Below are 13,288 nucleotides of genomic sequence, written 5' to 3'. Positions count from 1 at the left end.
GCTGAAGCTACAAGCTGCAAGTTGCAAGCTGCAAGCAAAAGCCCCGACCGGGTAACTGGTCGGGGCTTTTTCATTGGCCTAGACACATGACCTGACATGTTGAACACCTTCAAGGTGAACAATCTTTCCTAGGCTTGGTGTTCCACCCTACCGGGCAAGGATGCTCGCCATGTTGCACAAATCCTTTTTGTCTCTTCTGCTCGTGTTCTGGCTGTTCCCGGCACACGCGCAGACTTGCCCCGACTGGCCGCCTGTTCAGGCCCGGGCTGAAATCCGCCAGCTCCAGCAGACGCTTGCCGACTGGGACGATCACTATCACCGTCAGGGTGTCTCGCTGGTCGCTGACGAACTCTATGACCAGAGCCGCACACGCCTGGGCCATCTGCAAAGCTGCTTCCCGACGCCAGCCAGGCCGCAGGACAGCCCGTTGAAAACCGCTGTCGGCCCCTTGCGCCACCCGATTGCCCATACCGGCCTTGGCAAGCTGGCCGACGATGCGGCGGTCAAAGCCTGGATGCACGGCAAGCAAGAGCTGTGGATTCAACCCAAGGTCGACGGCGTGGCCGCCACCCTGGTCTATCGCGCAGGCAAACTGGTGCAACTGATCAGCCGCGGCGATGGCGTCCACGGCCACGACTGGAGCCGGCACATCCCGGCCCTGGGCACACTCAACCAGCAATTGTCCGAACCCCTCGATCTGGTACTCCAGGGCGAGCTGTTCTGGCGCCTGGACGGCCATGTGCAGGCCAATGCCGGCAGCCTCAACGCCCGCGGCAATGTCGCCGGCTTGCTCGCGCGCAAACGCATCAGTGCCGAACAGGGCGCGGTGGTCGGGCTGTTTGTCTGGGCTTGGCCGCTGGGGCCGGCCAATCAGCGCGAGCGGCTCAAAGGCCTGAGCGCGTTGGGTTTTGAGCATAGCGAGGGTTACAGCGAGCCCTTGAGCAGCTTCGCCGAGGCTGCCCGCTGGCGCGAACACTGGTACCGCAGCCCGCTGCCCTTCGCCAGCGACGGCGTGGTGCTGCGCCAGGGCCAGCGCCCGCACGGCAGTCGCTGGCAAGCGCGCGACCCGTACTGGGCAACGGCGTGGAAATACCCCTTTGCCCAGGCGCTGGCGCAAGTCCGGGGCGTACACTTCAACATCGGCCGTACCGGGCGTATCACCCCGGTATTGAAGATCGAGCCGGTGCAGCTGGATGACCGGCAGATCCGCCAGGTCAGCCTCGGCTCCTTCCAACGCTGGCAGCAGCTGGACATCCGCCCCGGCGACCAGGTGGCCATCAGCCTCGCCGGGCTGACCATTCCACGCCTGGATGAGGTGGTGCACCGCAGTGTTCAACGCATGGACATCGCAACCCCTGACCCTGCCCACTACCACTCGCTAAGTTGCTGGCAACCCGACGATGGCTGCCGTAGCCAATTCGTCGCCCGCCTCAATTGGCTCAGCTCCAAGCAAGGCCTGAACATGCCCCGTTTGGGCCCAGGCACCTGGGAAAAACTCATCGACAGTGGCCATGTGCAAGGCCTGGGCGACTGGCTCGACCTGCAGGATGAAGACTTGCAATCGGTGCCAGGGCTTGGCGAACGCAGCCGTCAGCAGTTGCTGCAAGCCTTCGACCAGGCCCGCCGGCAACCCTTTGTTCGCTGGCTCAGTGCCCTCGGCGTTCCAGCCGCGACGCCCTTGGCAGCAGACACCACCTGGGCAGACCTGCGCCAGCGCGATGCCGGGCAATGGCTGGCCGAGCCAGGTATTGGCCCAGGCCACAGCGCGCAATTGCTGGCATTTTTCCGCTCACCGCAGGTGCAGATAGTGGCCGAACAATTGCGCAGACACACAATCGAGGGTTTCTAATTTCGCCGGATCAGGGCAGCATCATGGATTCTGCCAAGCCCGCGACAACGGAGCCCCTAATGAAACTGCTTTCCCCGCTTGCCCTGTTCACCGTCTGTTCACTCCTGGCCACGCCCCTGCTGGCTGCCGAACAACAGCCAGGCCTGACCGGTTGCGCAGCCAAGAAGCAAGCCATCAGCGAACAGATCGAACAGGCTCGCGCCCATGGCAACAGCAATCAGCAAGCCGGCCTGGAAAAAGCCCTCAGCGAAGTGACCGAGCATTGCACCGATGCCAGCCTGCGCAAAGAGCGCGAACAGAAAGTCCTCGATGCCCGTCACGAAGTGAACCAGCGCACCAAGGACCTGGACAAGGCCATGAAAAAAGGTGACGCCGAGAAGATCAACAAGCGCAAGGACAAGCTGGCAGAGTCCAAGCAGGAACTGCAAGACGCTCTGAAAGAGCTGGAGAAGTAACTGACAGCGTTATTGTCGGAGCGGATTTATCCGCTCCCACAGCCACTCAGTGATTTCGAAACTCGGTATGACAGGCTTTGCACGCCGCCTCGACCTTGTCCATCGGCGCAGCCAGGTCAGCCGCCTTGAGCGGCTGGGTGCGGGTCACCGCGACCAGTTCGGCGGTACTGGCCTCCATCTGCCGAGCCAGGTCCTGGAAGCGTGCCTGCTTCTCCCAGACATCGGCGCGGGCGCTGGTATCATCCTCTTCGCGAACCTGTGGAAAGTGCTTCCAGGGCTCGCGGGACAGGTTATCGAGCTTGACCGCGCCATCGGCGAACTTCTGCCCATCGAAGGCCAGGCGCCCACGCAGCATGCCGCCGAGGTCTTCACTGGTCTTGAGCATTTGCTTGAAGATCGTCTTGCGCTGGCCCAGTGGCGAGTTGGGATCGACCCCGCCACAGGCACTCAGGGTCAAACACGCCAGCAGTACAACAGAAAGTCGCTTGAGCATCTTGATCACTTCGGCTCACGGAAAAAGGCGGCCAGTATCCTCGCCTCACCGGCAAAGACCAATACCCTTATTAAAACTACGGTTTGCGAAAACGGCTGCAAGCCACGCCAACCGTCGAGGAACCCCGTTGATGAAACTTCCTTTGCGCCACCTCGGCTGGACCCTGTCGGTGCTGGCCCTGCTGGCCGGCTGCAACGGCAGCGCGCCGGAAAAACCCAAGCCACACCCGCTGGCTACTTACGTCGGCGCCACCTGGAAAGACCTGCCACAGGTCAGCGACAGCGACCTGGTCGCCGGTTTCGAGTCCTGGCGCAGTGCCTGCGAGCGGCTCAAGCGTGATGCGATCTGGGCCAACACCTGCAGCGCAGCGGCAGCCATTGCTGCCAGCCCGGCTGAAGTACGCAGCTTTCTTCAGGCGCAGCTGGACGTCTACAGCATGCGTTCGGCCGAGAACAACGCCAACGGCTTGATCACTGGTTACTACGAGCCGGTCTACCCCGGTAGCCTGACCCAGACCGACAGCGCCACTGTGCCGGTCTATGGCGTACCGGACGACATGATCGTGGTGGCGCTGGACAGCGTCTATCCCGAACTCAAGGGCAAGCGTCTGCGTGGCCGCCTCGAAGGCCGGGTACTCAAACCCTACGACACCGCAGAAACCATCAATGCCCAGGGCGCCAAGGCACCGGTACTGGCCTGGCTGACCGACCCGATGGACCTGCAGTTCCTGCAGATCCAGGGTTCTGGCCGCATCCAGCTGGAAGACGGCCGCCAACTGCGCATCGGCTATGCCGACCAGAATGGCCACCCCTATCGCCCGATCGGCCGCTGGCTGGTGGAACAAGGGCAATTGAAGAAAGAAGAAGTGACCATGGGCAGCATCCATGCCTGGGCCCAGAGCAATCCGGCGCGGGTTCCGGAACTGCTGGCGAGCAACCCCAGCTATGTGTTCTTCAGCACCCGCCCGGACAGCAACGAAGGCCCGCGCGGCTCGCTCAATGTGCCATTGACCGCCGGCTACAGCGTGGCCATCGACCGCAAGGTGATTCCGCTGGGCAGCCTGCTGTGGCTCTCGACCACGCGCCCTGATGGCGCGCCGGTGGTGCGTCCGGTGGCCGCCCAGGATACCGGCGGGGCGATCACCGGCGAAGTGCGCGCCGACCTGTTCTGGGGCACTGGCACTGAAGCCGGCAAACTGGCCGGCGACATGAAGCAGCAAGGCCAGATCTGGCTGCTGTGGCCCAAGGGCACAGCCTTGCCGGCCGTACCCCAGGTGCCGTGACGCGGCTCAGATCGAGACGAAGAAGAACGACGCGATCAGGCCCAGGCCGACGAACCACACCAGCGAACGCAGGGCGGCCCAGTCGGCCAGGTAGCAGATGATGTAGAGCAGGCGGCTGGTGATGTACAGCACCGCCAGCACGTCCTGGGTCACCTGCTCGGCGTTGCCGACGATGTCGGCGATGATCACTGCCGCGGCGAACGCCGGGAAAGCTTCGAAGCTGTTCAATTGCGCCGCGTGGGCCCTGCGCGGCAAGCCTTCGAGTTTGTCGAGGAAAGCCCGCGGGTCGTGGTTCTGGCGCAGGTTGAAGCGCCCGCTGGCAACCTTGGCGATGCTGGTACAGACAATGGGCAAAAACAACGCAATCAGTACACACCAGAAGGCAACGGTCATGGCCAAGTCCTTGTCAGTAGAATTATCAGAGTTTCATGATCAGCATGCCGATCAGCACCAGGGCACAGGCTAAGAGCCTCGGCCCGCCAAAAGGTTCTTTGAGGTAGCGCATGCCGAACAGCACCACCAGAATCACGCTGACCTCGCGCAGCGCCGCCGCCTCGGCCACCGACCCCAGTTGCATGGCCCAGAGCACCAGGGCATAGCTGAACAACACGCAAAAACCCACCGCCAGGCCCAAGCGCCACTGCAGCCGCCAGAACAGCATGAACGGCGCGCGCCGGGCCACCCCTGCCAGCAGCGGAAACGGCCAGGCACTGATCAGCGTCAGCCATACAAGATAGTCCAGCGGCTGCGACCACAGGCGGATCGCCTGGCCGTCGAGCCAGGTGTAGCAACCGATGCACAGGCCGATCAAGGCCACCACCGGCAGCATCGACCAGGGCAGCCGGTCACCGCCACCGCCCTGCCAGAGCAGGCAGGCCATGCCACAGGGAATGAGCAGGATGCCGATGATCTGCTGGCTGCTCAGGGCTTCGCCGGCAAAGGTCAGGGTCAGCGCCAGCACCACCAGCGGCGACAGGCCGCGCATCAACGGATAGACCAGCCCCAGGTCACCGACCCGATAGGCCTGTATCAGCAGGAACCGGTAGAAGAGTTCAAACACTGCCGAGGCCAGCATCCACGGCCAGACCTCGGCCGGCGGCACCTGGACGAACGCGACCATGGCGAGGGCAAATACCAGCGCCACCACGTCCATGCTGGCAATCACCAGCAGGCGTTCGCCGCTGAATTTGATCAGGGTGTTCCAGGTCGCGTGCAGCAGCGCCGCGACCAATACCAATGAGGTGGCTAACACGCAATGGTCCTTGGCAAGGCAGGTGAGGTCATCAATGGCCAGGCGCTATATAACCACTTCAGCACAGGCGGCTGGAAACGAAATCGAAAGAACGCGGTCAACGAAACCAGTCAAAAGTGTGTCCCGAAGCCCTCGGCAGGTCATCAAAGAAATGCCCGAGGCTATCGGGTGTCGACTTGGAAGCCACTACAGGACCTAGGATGCTTGAGCTCGTTGCTGCGTTTATCTGTTTGACCACCCTCCTCACCTATGTAAATTACCGTTTCATCGGCCTGCCCCCAACCATCGGCGTGATGGTCACCGCCTTGCTGTTCTCGCTGCTGCTGCAAGGCTTGAGCGTGATCGGCTACCCCGGCCTGGAAGAGCGCGTGCAGGGTTTGATGAACCAGATCGACTTCAACGATCTGCTGATGCACTGGATGCTGTCGTTCCTGCTGTTCGCCGGCGCCTTGCACGTAAACCTTGCCGACCTGCGCAGCTACCGCTGGCCGATCGGGCTGCTGGCGACCGTCGGCGTGCTGATCGCCACCGTGGTCATCGGCTTTCTCGCCCACTGGATTTTCGCCCTGTTCGGCTGGCATGTGAGCCTGCTCTACTGCCTGCTGTTCGGTGCCTTGATCTCGCCGACCGACCCGATCGCGGTTCTCGGCGCACTGCGTACCGCCAATGCCTCCAAGCCACTGAAGACCACCATCGTTGGCGAGTCGCTGTTCAACGACGGCACTGCAGTCGTGGTGTTCACCGTATTGCTGGGCATCGCCCAGCTTGGCGAAACACCGACGGTGGCCGACACCGCGATCCTGTTCGCCCGCGAAGCCATTGGCGGCATTCTGTTCGGCGGCCTGGTGGGCTACATCACCTACCGCATGATCAAAAGCATCGAGCAGTACCAGGTCGAGGTCATGCTGACCCTGGCACTGGTGATCGGCGGTTCGGCCATGGCCTATGAGCTGCACGTTTCGGCGCCGATCGCCATGGTCGTGGCCGGCCTGATCATCGGCAACCTGGGCCGCAACCTGGCAATGAACGACATGACCCGCCGCTACCTGGACGGTTTCTGGGAACTGATCGACGACATGCTCAACGCCCTGCTGTTCGCCCTGATCGGCCTGGAGCTGTTGCTGCTGCCATTCTCGTGGATGCACCTGGCCGCGGCCGGCGTGCTGGCGGTGGCGATCCTGCTGTCGCGGCTGCTGACCGTGGCACCGGCCATCCTGATGCTGCGCCGTTGGCGCACCGTTCCGCGCGGTACCGTGCGGGTGCTGACCTGGGGTGGCCTGCGTGGCGGTGTGTCGGTGGCCCTGGCGCTGTCGCTGCCATCGGGCACCGAGCGTGACCTGCTGCTGAGCATCACCTACATCGTGGTGCTGTCGTCGATCCTGTTGCAGGGCCTGACGATCGGCCGGGTGGTGCGCGGGGTTACCGAGCAGCCTTGAGACCGCTATCGCTGGCAAGCCTGCTCCCACAGGGATATATGGGAGCCGGCTTGCCGGCGGCGCCTATCACTCCACCGCGGTATCGAACTGATCCTTGATGTACTTGATCTCGGTGCGCCCGTGCGGCGCCGGCAAGCCGTCTTCACCGAGGTTGACGAAGACCATGCGGTCGACGGTGAGGATGCTCTTGCGGGTGATCTTGTTGCGCACTTCGCACTTGAGGGTGATCGAGGTGCGGCCAAATTCGGTGGCGGTGATGCCCAGTTCGATGATGTCGCCCTGGCGCGAAGCGCTGACGAAGTTGATCTCCGAGATGTACTTGGTCACCACGCGCTGGTTGCCCAGCTGGACGATCGCATAGATCGCCGCCTCTTCGTCGATCCAGCGCAGCAGGCTGCCGCCGAACAGGGTGCCGTTGGGGTTGAGGTCTTCGGGTTTTACCCATTTGCGGGTGTGGAAATTCATCGTTACTCCTGACCTTGGCCTCTGAAAAACAAGCACCGAAGGGCAATCTCAGCCCTTGGGCTCTTGCGTTACATGGTAGTCCCATTCCGGGGGATTCGACCATTACGACCATTGGTCAGTAGCCAGCAAAATTCCGCTCGGCACGCTTTGACAGCCCAATCGATGCGGCTAGCCTGAGCATGTGATCCGCAGATCACTCCAGGTAGTCGGACCACCGGAACTTGGCATACGGCGCGGCAGCACCAGCATCGCAGGAAGCGAAGCTCCGGGCAGTGCCAGTGGAGAGCATCCGAGGCTCACCATTGACCTACTCGTACAGTGAAAAGGAATCCACTCATGTCCAGAGTTATCGACGTCAGCATCAACTTCGACACCGAAACCATACTCAAGAAATTTCCCAATCCGAGCAAAGACCCGAACAAGCCCACGTTCATCCCGCCAGAACACATCTACATGGTCACCTACCAGGACAACGTCATCTCTGGCCAGGCCGGTGGCGAGTTGCACCTCAAGGGTCGCGTAGGTGATGTGGTGCGCTGGCGTGAACAGAGCATTTCCTTTGGCTTCGAGCAGTCGGTGATCCTCTATGGGTTCGTTTGCGACGACCCCAATCACCAACTGCTGGAAGACCCTCGGGCACTGAAGGCCAAAGTGCAATCGGCCGTGCCCAATGCCAACAACAAAACCGTGCCGACCTGCCAGATCAACGACAACTACTACTGGCGTGGCGACTTGCTTGCGCAAGGCAAGGTCACCTACCACTTCAAGTTCATGATCGTCGATCGTGATTGCAAGTGCTGCGGCTACTTCGAATGGGATCCGTTCATCACCATCACCAACTGATCCAGGGCAAGCGCCGCCGGCCAGCCGGCGGCGCACACCACAACCCGCCCCAATTGGTGCTCATGGAAGGAGCTCATCATGGCTACGGAGAAACCTGAACACGTTGTACTGATCGTCGATGCCCAGGGCCTGCTTGCCTCGCTCGACCCTTTGCCCGGCAACCCGGGTACGCCCGTCGCGCTCAACCCTCGCCACCTGTGCATCCTGCACACCCGAGCGGAGCCGGACGGCTCTCTGCTTGTCGACTCCCCCCGACTGACCGTCGAAGCCGGGACCCCGCTACTGCTGCGCATGGTGCCGGTAGCACTGCTCGGCGAAGAAATACTGTTCAGCCACAGCCCTGCCAGCACGCCGCCGCTGACAATCGAGCTGATCGAACAGCACAATCTGCGCCTGGCACGTCCGGAGGCATCCGCACCATTGCAACCGTCGTGCCGCGAGGTCGACGACTACCACTGGCATCTGCACAGCGACCATCCGGGCGAATTCAAGCTGACCTGGCAGGTAATGCTGCTGACCCAGGGCTGCGAGCCGCTGGCATACCTGAGCCTGCACCTGGACCTGCTGGTCACGGCGCCGACCGACTGAGCCGCAGATTTGTCTTTAGCGCTTGGGAAGCTCGAAAAGCCCGGCTATAATCGCCCGGTATTATTCGACGGTGGCTACATTGGCCACCGTTCCCGCCACCTGTCCGAGGGGCGCTGCAGCAGGTTCAACCTGTCAGGCTCGGATGGGGCGTTGTCCCGCCAGGCCTGCCTGCGGACACTAAACGCACAACGGCGCCCATTCGCACACTACGAATGGAGGCTCTCAATGAGCGCTGTAAACACGCCTGCTGGTTTTACCGATTACAAAGTCGCCGACATCTCCCTGGCTGCCTGGGGCCGTCGCGAGACCATCATTGCCGAATCGGAAATGCCAGCGCTGATGGGCCTGCGCCGCAAGTACCTTGAAGAGCAACCGCTCAAGGGTGCGAAAATCCTCGGCTGCATCCACATGACCATTCAGACCGCCGTGCTGATCGAAACCCTGGTCGCCCTGGGTGCCGAAGTGCGCTGGTCGTCCTGCAACATCTTCTCGACCCAGGACCAGGCCGCTGCCTCCATTGCCGCTGCCGGCATCCCTGTGTTCGCCTGGAAAGGCGAGACCGAGCAAGAGTACGAGTGGTGCCTGGAGCAGACCATCCTCAAGGATGGCCAGCCATGGGACGCCAACATGATCCTCGACGATGGCGGCGACCTCACCGAGCTGCTGCACAAGAAATACCCGGCGGTACTGGAGCGCGTCCACGGCGTCACCGAAGAGACCACCACCGGTGTGCACCGCCTGCTCGACATGCTGGCCAAGGGCGAGCTGAAAGTCCCGGCGATCAACGTCAACGACTCGGTCACCAAGAGCAAGAACGACAACAAGTACGGCTGCCGTCACAGCCTCAACGATGCCATCAAGCGCGGCACCGACCACCTGCTGTCGGGCAAGCAGGCGCTGGTCATCGGTTACGGTGACGTGGGCAAGGGCTCGGCCCAGTCGCTGCGTCAGGAAGGCATGATCGTCAAGGTTTCCGAAGTTGACCCGATCTGCGCCATGCAGGCCTGCATGGACGGCTTCGAGCTGGTCTCGCCGTTCATCGACGGTATCAACAACGGCACCGAAGCGAGCATCGACAAGGCCCTGCTGGGCAAGATCGACCTGATCGTGACCACCACCGGTAACGTCAACGTTTGCGATGCCAACATGCTCAAGGCCCTGAAAAAGCGCGCCGTGGTCTGCAACATCGGCCACTTCGACAATGAAATCGACACCGCTTTCATGCGCAAGAACTGGGCCTGGGAAGAAGTCAAACCACAGGTACACAAGATCCACCGTACCGGCCACGGCGACTTCGACCCACAGAACGACGACTACCTGATCTTGCTGGCCGAAGGCCGCCTGGTGAACCTGGGTAACGCTACCGGCCACCCAAGCCGGATCATGGACGGCTCGTTCGCCAACCAGGTCCTGGCACAGATCTTCCTGTTCGAACAGAAGTACGCCGACCTGCCAGCCGCTCAGAAAGCCGAGCGCCTGACCGTTGAAGTCCTGCCGAAGAAACTCGACGAAGAAGTGGCCCTGGAAATGGTCCGCGGCTTCGGTGGTGTAGTGACCCAACTGACCCCGCAACAGGCCGAATACATCGGCGTGACTGTTGAAGGGCCATTCAAGCCACACGCCTACCGTTACTGAAAGTTGGTAGCTGCAAGCTGCAAGCTGCAAGCGGTTCGCGCCGCTTCTGCTTGTCGCTTGCGGCTTGTAGCTTGCCGCTGAAGAGAACCTTCTATGTCTCAGGAACGTCGTTACAGCTTCGAGTTCTTCCCGACCAAGACCGATGCTGGACATGAAAAACTGCTCGCCACTGCCCGCCAGCTGGCCAGCTACAACCCGGATTTCTTCTCCTGCACCTACGGTGCCGGTGGCTCGACCCGCGACCGCACGCTGAACACCGTGCTGCAGCTGGAAAGCGAAGTGAAAGTCCCTGCCGCCCCGCACCTGTCGTGCGTCGGCGACAGCAAGGACGACCTGCGCTCGCTGCTGACCCAGTACAAGGCAGCCGGCATCCAGCGCATCGTCGCCTTGCGCGGCGACCTGCCGTCGGGCATGGGCATGGCCAGCGGTGAGCTGCGCTACGCCAACGAACTGGTGGAGTTCATCCGCCAGGAAAGCGGCGATCACTTCCATATCGAAATCGCCGCCTACCCGGAGATGCATCCCCAGGCGCGCAACTTCGAGGACGACCTGAAGAACTTCGTGCGCAAGGCCAACGCCGGCGCCGACAGCGCCATCACCCAGTACTTCTTCAACGCCGACAGCTACTTCTATTTCGTCGAGCGCGTGCAGCAGCTGGGTGTGGATATTCCGGTAGTACCGGGGATCATGCCGATCACCAACTACAGCAAGCTGGCGCGTTTCTCCGACGCTTGCGGCGCCGAGATCCCACGCTGGATCCGCAAGCAGCTGGAAGCCTACGGCGACGATGTGAAGAGCATCCAGGCCTTCGGTGAAGACGTCATCACCCGCATGTGCGAGCAACTGCTGCAAGGCGGCGCTCCAGGGTTGCACTTCTACACCTTGAACCAGGCCGACCCGAGCCTGGCGATCTGGAACAACCTCAAGTTGCCCCGCTGATCGAACCGCTACACCGCAGGTAACAATTGCGTCAGAATACTGAAAAGGCCTTTAGCTTACGCTAAGGGCCTTTCTGCATTCCTGCCCCCAGACGGATTTTCGTGCCTTCATGCGCCAAGGACTTACCCCTGCTCGACCGCAACTCGTTTACCTGGTCTTCGGGCCGCCCACCTACCACCAGGAAGCCCAGTTCAGCATCGTCAGCGCCCTGGCCAACCTGCGCAAGACACCCGGGGAAGCACTTGATATCCAGGTCTACAGCGACAATCCCGAACCCTACCGGCACCTGCCGGTAACTGTTCATCCACTCGACGCCGCCACCCGTGAAGCCTGGAACCAGCCCTACGGCTACCACTTTCGCAGCAAGCACGTGGTGCTGCGTCAGGTGCTTGCCAGCGCGCCCATGGCCGTGCTGATCGATACCGACACGTTCTTCCATCAGTCGCCCATCGAGCTGTTCCGCCGGGTCAAGCCAGGCACCCTGCTGTGCAATGCCATCGGCAGTACCTATGGCAATGATCTGCAGTGCCCGCTGTTCCAGAGCCTGGCAGCAATGCTCGAAGAACGCGGGCTGGCCGACCGGCACATGGCGCTGCTGAACTCCGGGGTGATTGGCCTGATGCAGGAAGATGCGCCATTGCTGGAGCGCTCCATCGCCTTGATGGACGAGTACTACCCCCACGCCAACGGCGCCTACACCCTGGAGGAGTTCTGCCTGGGCGTGGCCGCCTACCGGCAGATGCAGGTCAACCAGTGCACCGACCTGATCCATCACTACTGGAGCCGCAAGCAGTTGTTCCGGGCCAAGGTCCAGGCCTGGCTGGCCAAGCACCAGCACGCGCCCCTGAGCGAAGAGGCGTTGGCGGATGTCACCCGCGTCAACGCCCAGTTGCCCAAACCGCCGACCTTGCAACGCCTGGGCTACAAGGCGCTGAGCCTGGCCCTGCCGAGCGAACAGCGCCAGTTCATGCGCGAGTTGCTCAATGGCTGCTATGACTACCCCAACGAGTTCGACCGCGCCTGCGCTACGGCCTGGTGGGACAAGGCCCTGGACAACGCCAGGGCTCGCCATCCGCGACCGATCTGCGCCGATACCCTGCACCGCTGGTTCGAGCACCCAGGCATGCGCCTGTCGCTGGGCCGCAAGCACCGCACGGTGCGTGATTCACTGTTAAAGCGATCACAGCGCTGACACCCAGGCTGGCTCGACACGCACGGCTACTAGCCATAGCCGTGCACACGTCGTAATCTCCAGCCATGCCCGATTTCACCCGCCTGTTGACCGCGCTGATCCTCACTTGCCTGAGTGCCTTTGCCCACGGCGAGAAGCTGCGTATCGTCACCGAACCCTGGGCCCCCTACGTCTATCTCGAAGACGGCCAGGCCAAAGGCATCGACTATGAAGTCACCGCCGAGGTATTCAAGCGCCTGGGGGTCGAGGTGGAATGGCAGTTCCTGCCCTGGAAGCGCTGCCTGGCGATGATCGAGCAGGGCCTGGCCGATGGCGTGCTGGACATCTTCCAGACCGAACAGCGCGACAGCCAGTTGTTCTACCCCAGCGAGCCGCTGTCCGACGTCGAATTTACCCTGTTCTATGCCAACGCTCGCCCGCACAAGGTCAAGCGCCTGGAAGACCTGCGCGGCCTTACCGTCGGCACTTCGCCCGGTTACAGCTATGGTGGCGCGTTTATCGACTCACCGCTGTTCACCCGCGAGCCGGCCCCCACTCACGAGGCCAACTTCGGCAAGCTCCAGCGCGGACGTATCGACCTGTTGATTACCGACCGCCGTGTGGGCCGCTATATGATCAAGACATTGGGCCTGGAACAGCAGATCAGCGAACTGCCTCTGGTGATCAGCCGCCACAGCCAGTATCTGGCGGTGCGCCGCAATGTCGGCATGGACCTGCTGGCCCAGCGCTTTGCCGCCGAGCTGCGGCGCTTCAAGCGCGAGCCGGCCTATGCCGCGCTGCATGCACGCTACGCCGGCACTGCGGAAAACTTTCCAACCGCCGTTGAGCAGCAGGAAAGCAGCATGCGCTGAATGCTCTG

The 13,288-nt window shown here is 62.1% G+C and carries 14 protein-coding genes and 1 riboswitch; of the genes, 10 read left to right on the top strand and 4 right to left on the bottom strand.

The window, feature by feature from the left end; translation table 11 throughout:
• Positions 1-169 precede the first annotated feature (169 nt).
• The gene (gene ligB, locus LOY54_RS02090; protein WP_258609032.1) at positions 170-1,849 is read left to right on the top strand and encodes an NAD-dependent DNA ligase LigB; all 1,680 of its coding nucleotides are present in this window, start codon (positions 170-172) and stop codon (positions 1,847-1,849) included.
• A 59-nt stretch (positions 1,850-1,908) separates the two neighbouring features.
• On the top strand, positions 1,909-2,304 hold the full coding sequence (locus tag LOY54_RS02085) for a DUF1090 domain-containing protein (protein ID WP_045193820.1): 396 nt from the start codon (positions 1,909-1,911) through the stop codon (positions 2,302-2,304).
• A 46-nt stretch (positions 2,305-2,350) separates the two neighbouring features.
• On the opposite strand, the gene LOY54_RS02080 is transcribed toward LOY54_RS02085, so the two are convergent.
• Positions 2,351-2,797, bottom strand: coding sequence for a cytochrome c (locus LOY54_RS02080; RefSeq protein ID WP_093387186.1), 447 nt, complete (start codon positions 2,795-2,797; stop codon positions 2,351-2,353).
• A 130-nt stretch (positions 2,798-2,927) separates the two neighbouring features.
• On the opposite strand from LOY54_RS02080, the gene LOY54_RS02075 reads away from it, so the two are divergent.
• On the top strand, positions 2,928-4,079 hold the full coding sequence (locus tag LOY54_RS02075; RefSeq protein WP_258609029.1) for a murein transglycosylase A: 1,152 nt from the start codon (positions 2,928-2,930) through the stop codon (positions 4,077-4,079).
• Positions 4,080-4,085: 6 nt separating this feature from the next.
• Here LOY54_RS02075 and LOY54_RS02070 read toward each other — a convergent pair whose 3' ends face one another.
• Together LOY54_RS02070 and LOY54_RS02065 are read right to left on the bottom strand one after the other, a co-directional pair.
• On the bottom strand, positions 4,086-4,472 hold the full coding sequence (locus LOY54_RS02070) for an MAPEG family protein (protein WP_093376890.1): 387 nt from the start codon (positions 4,470-4,472) through the stop codon (positions 4,086-4,088).
• A 25-nt stretch (positions 4,473-4,497) separates the two neighbouring features.
• Positions 4,498-5,331, bottom strand: coding sequence for an EamA family transporter (locus LOY54_RS02065; RefSeq protein WP_045193824.1), 834 nt, complete (start codon positions 5,329-5,331; stop codon positions 4,498-4,500).
• A gap of 200 nt (positions 5,332-5,531) precedes the next feature.
• Here LOY54_RS02065 and LOY54_RS02060 point away from each other — a divergent pair, with 200 nt between their 5' ends.
• Positions 5,532-6,767, top strand: coding sequence for a sodium:proton antiporter (locus LOY54_RS02060; protein ID WP_045193825.1), 1,236 nt, complete (start codon positions 5,532-5,534; stop codon positions 6,765-6,767).
• Between the two features lie 66 nt (positions 6,768-6,833).
• Here the strand turns inward: LOY54_RS02060 and LOY54_RS02055 are convergent, their stop codons facing one another.
• A complete protein-coding gene (locus tag LOY54_RS02055) occupies positions 6,834-7,232 on the bottom strand; it encodes an acyl-CoA thioesterase (protein ID WP_010221517.1) in 399 nt (132 codons plus the stop codon).
• Between the two features lie 336 nt (positions 7,233-7,568).
• Here LOY54_RS02055 and LOY54_RS02050 point away from each other — a divergent pair, with 336 nt between their 5' ends.
• From LOY54_RS02050 to LOY54_RS02025, 6 genes are all read left to right on the top strand, one after another.
• Positions 7,569-8,075: an inclusion body family protein gene (locus tag LOY54_RS02050; protein WP_123564896.1), complete on the top strand. Its 507-nt coding sequence runs from the start codon at positions 7,569-7,571 to the stop codon at positions 8,073-8,075.
• 78 nt (positions 8,076-8,153) lie between these two features.
• Complete coding sequence (locus tag LOY54_RS02045) at positions 8,154-8,663, top strand: hypothetical protein (RefSeq protein ID WP_258609027.1); 510 nt, start codon at positions 8,154-8,156, stop codon at positions 8,661-8,663.
• Positions 8,664-8,762: 99 nt separating this feature from the next.
• Positions 8,763-8,867, top strand: a riboswitch (S-adenosyl-L-homocysteine riboswitch).
• Positions 8,868-8,888: 21 nt separating this feature from the next.
• Complete coding sequence (ahcY, locus tag LOY54_RS02040; RefSeq protein ID WP_045193826.1) at positions 8,889-10,298, top strand: adenosylhomocysteinase; 1,410 nt, start codon at positions 8,889-8,891, stop codon at positions 10,296-10,298.
• Positions 10,299-10,391: 93 nt separating this feature from the next.
• Complete coding sequence (gene metF / locus LOY54_RS02035; protein WP_045193827.1) at positions 10,392-11,237, top strand: methylenetetrahydrofolate reductase [NAD(P)H]; 846 nt, start codon at positions 10,392-10,394, stop codon at positions 11,235-11,237.
• A 109-nt stretch (positions 11,238-11,346) separates the two neighbouring features.
• On the top strand, positions 11,347-12,429 hold the full coding sequence (locus LOY54_RS02030; protein ID WP_258609025.1) for a hypothetical protein: 1,083 nt from the start codon (positions 11,347-11,349) through the stop codon (positions 12,427-12,429).
• A gap of 65 nt (positions 12,430-12,494) precedes the next feature.
• Positions 12,495-13,280, top strand: a complete 786-nt coding sequence (locus LOY54_RS02025) for an ABC transporter substrate-binding protein (RefSeq protein WP_093376907.1) — start codon at positions 12,495-12,497, stop codon at positions 13,278-13,280.
• The last annotated feature ends 8 nt before the right edge of the window (positions 13,281-13,288 follow it).

It is taken from the genome of Pseudomonas sp. B21-032 (assembly GCF_024748965.1).
In the GTDB taxonomy this organism is placed as follows: Bacteria; Pseudomonadota; Gammaproteobacteria; order Pseudomonadales; family Pseudomonadaceae; genus Aquipseudomonas.
This window is presented reverse-complemented; position numbering and strand designations above follow the sequence as displayed.

What these genes read in the sequence shown, in the direction of transcription:
- ahcY (WP_045193826.1), top strand. Translation starts at nt 8,889, where the DNA reads ATGAGCGCTGTAAACACGCCTGCTGGTTTTACCGATTACAAAGTCGCC.
- LOY54_RS02070 (WP_093376890.1), bottom strand. Translation starts at nt 4,472, where the DNA reads ATGACCGTTGCCTTCTGGTGTGTACTGATTGCGTTGTTTTTGCCCATT.
- LOY54_RS02050 (WP_123564896.1), top strand. Translation starts at nt 7,569, where the DNA reads ATGTCCAGAGTTATCGACGTCAGCATCAACTTCGACACCGAAACCATA.
- LOY54_RS02060 (WP_045193825.1), top strand. Translation starts at nt 5,532, where the DNA reads ATGCTTGAGCTCGTTGCTGCGTTTATCTGTTTGACCACCCTCCTCACC.
- metF (WP_045193827.1), top strand. Translation starts at nt 10,392, where the DNA reads ATGTCTCAGGAACGTCGTTACAGCTTCGAGTTCTTCCCGACCAAGACC.
- LOY54_RS02080 (WP_093387186.1), bottom strand. Translation starts at nt 2,797, where the DNA reads ATGCTCAAGCGACTTTCTGTTGTACTGCTGGCGTGTTTGACCCTGAGT.
- LOY54_RS02055 (WP_010221517.1), bottom strand. Translation starts at nt 7,232, where the DNA reads ATGAATTTCCACACCCGCAAATGGGTAAAACCCGAAGACCTCAACCCC.
- LOY54_RS02075 (WP_258609029.1), top strand. Translation starts at nt 2,928, where the DNA reads ATGAAACTTCCTTTGCGCCACCTCGGCTGGACCCTGTCGGTGCTGGCC.
- LOY54_RS02025 (WP_093376907.1), top strand. Translation starts at nt 12,495, where the DNA reads ATGCCCGATTTCACCCGCCTGTTGACCGCGCTGATCCTCACTTGCCTG.
- LOY54_RS02030 (WP_258609025.1), top strand. Translation starts at nt 11,347, where the DNA reads ATGCGCCAAGGACTTACCCCTGCTCGACCGCAACTCGTTTACCTGGTC.
- LOY54_RS02045 (WP_258609027.1), top strand. Translation starts at nt 8,154, where the DNA reads ATGGCTACGGAGAAACCTGAACACGTTGTACTGATCGTCGATGCCCAG.
- LOY54_RS02085 (WP_045193820.1), top strand. Translation starts at nt 1,909, where the DNA reads ATGAAACTGCTTTCCCCGCTTGCCCTGTTCACCGTCTGTTCACTCCTG.
- ligB (WP_258609032.1), top strand. Translation starts at nt 170, where the DNA reads ATGTTGCACAAATCCTTTTTGTCTCTTCTGCTCGTGTTCTGGCTGTTC.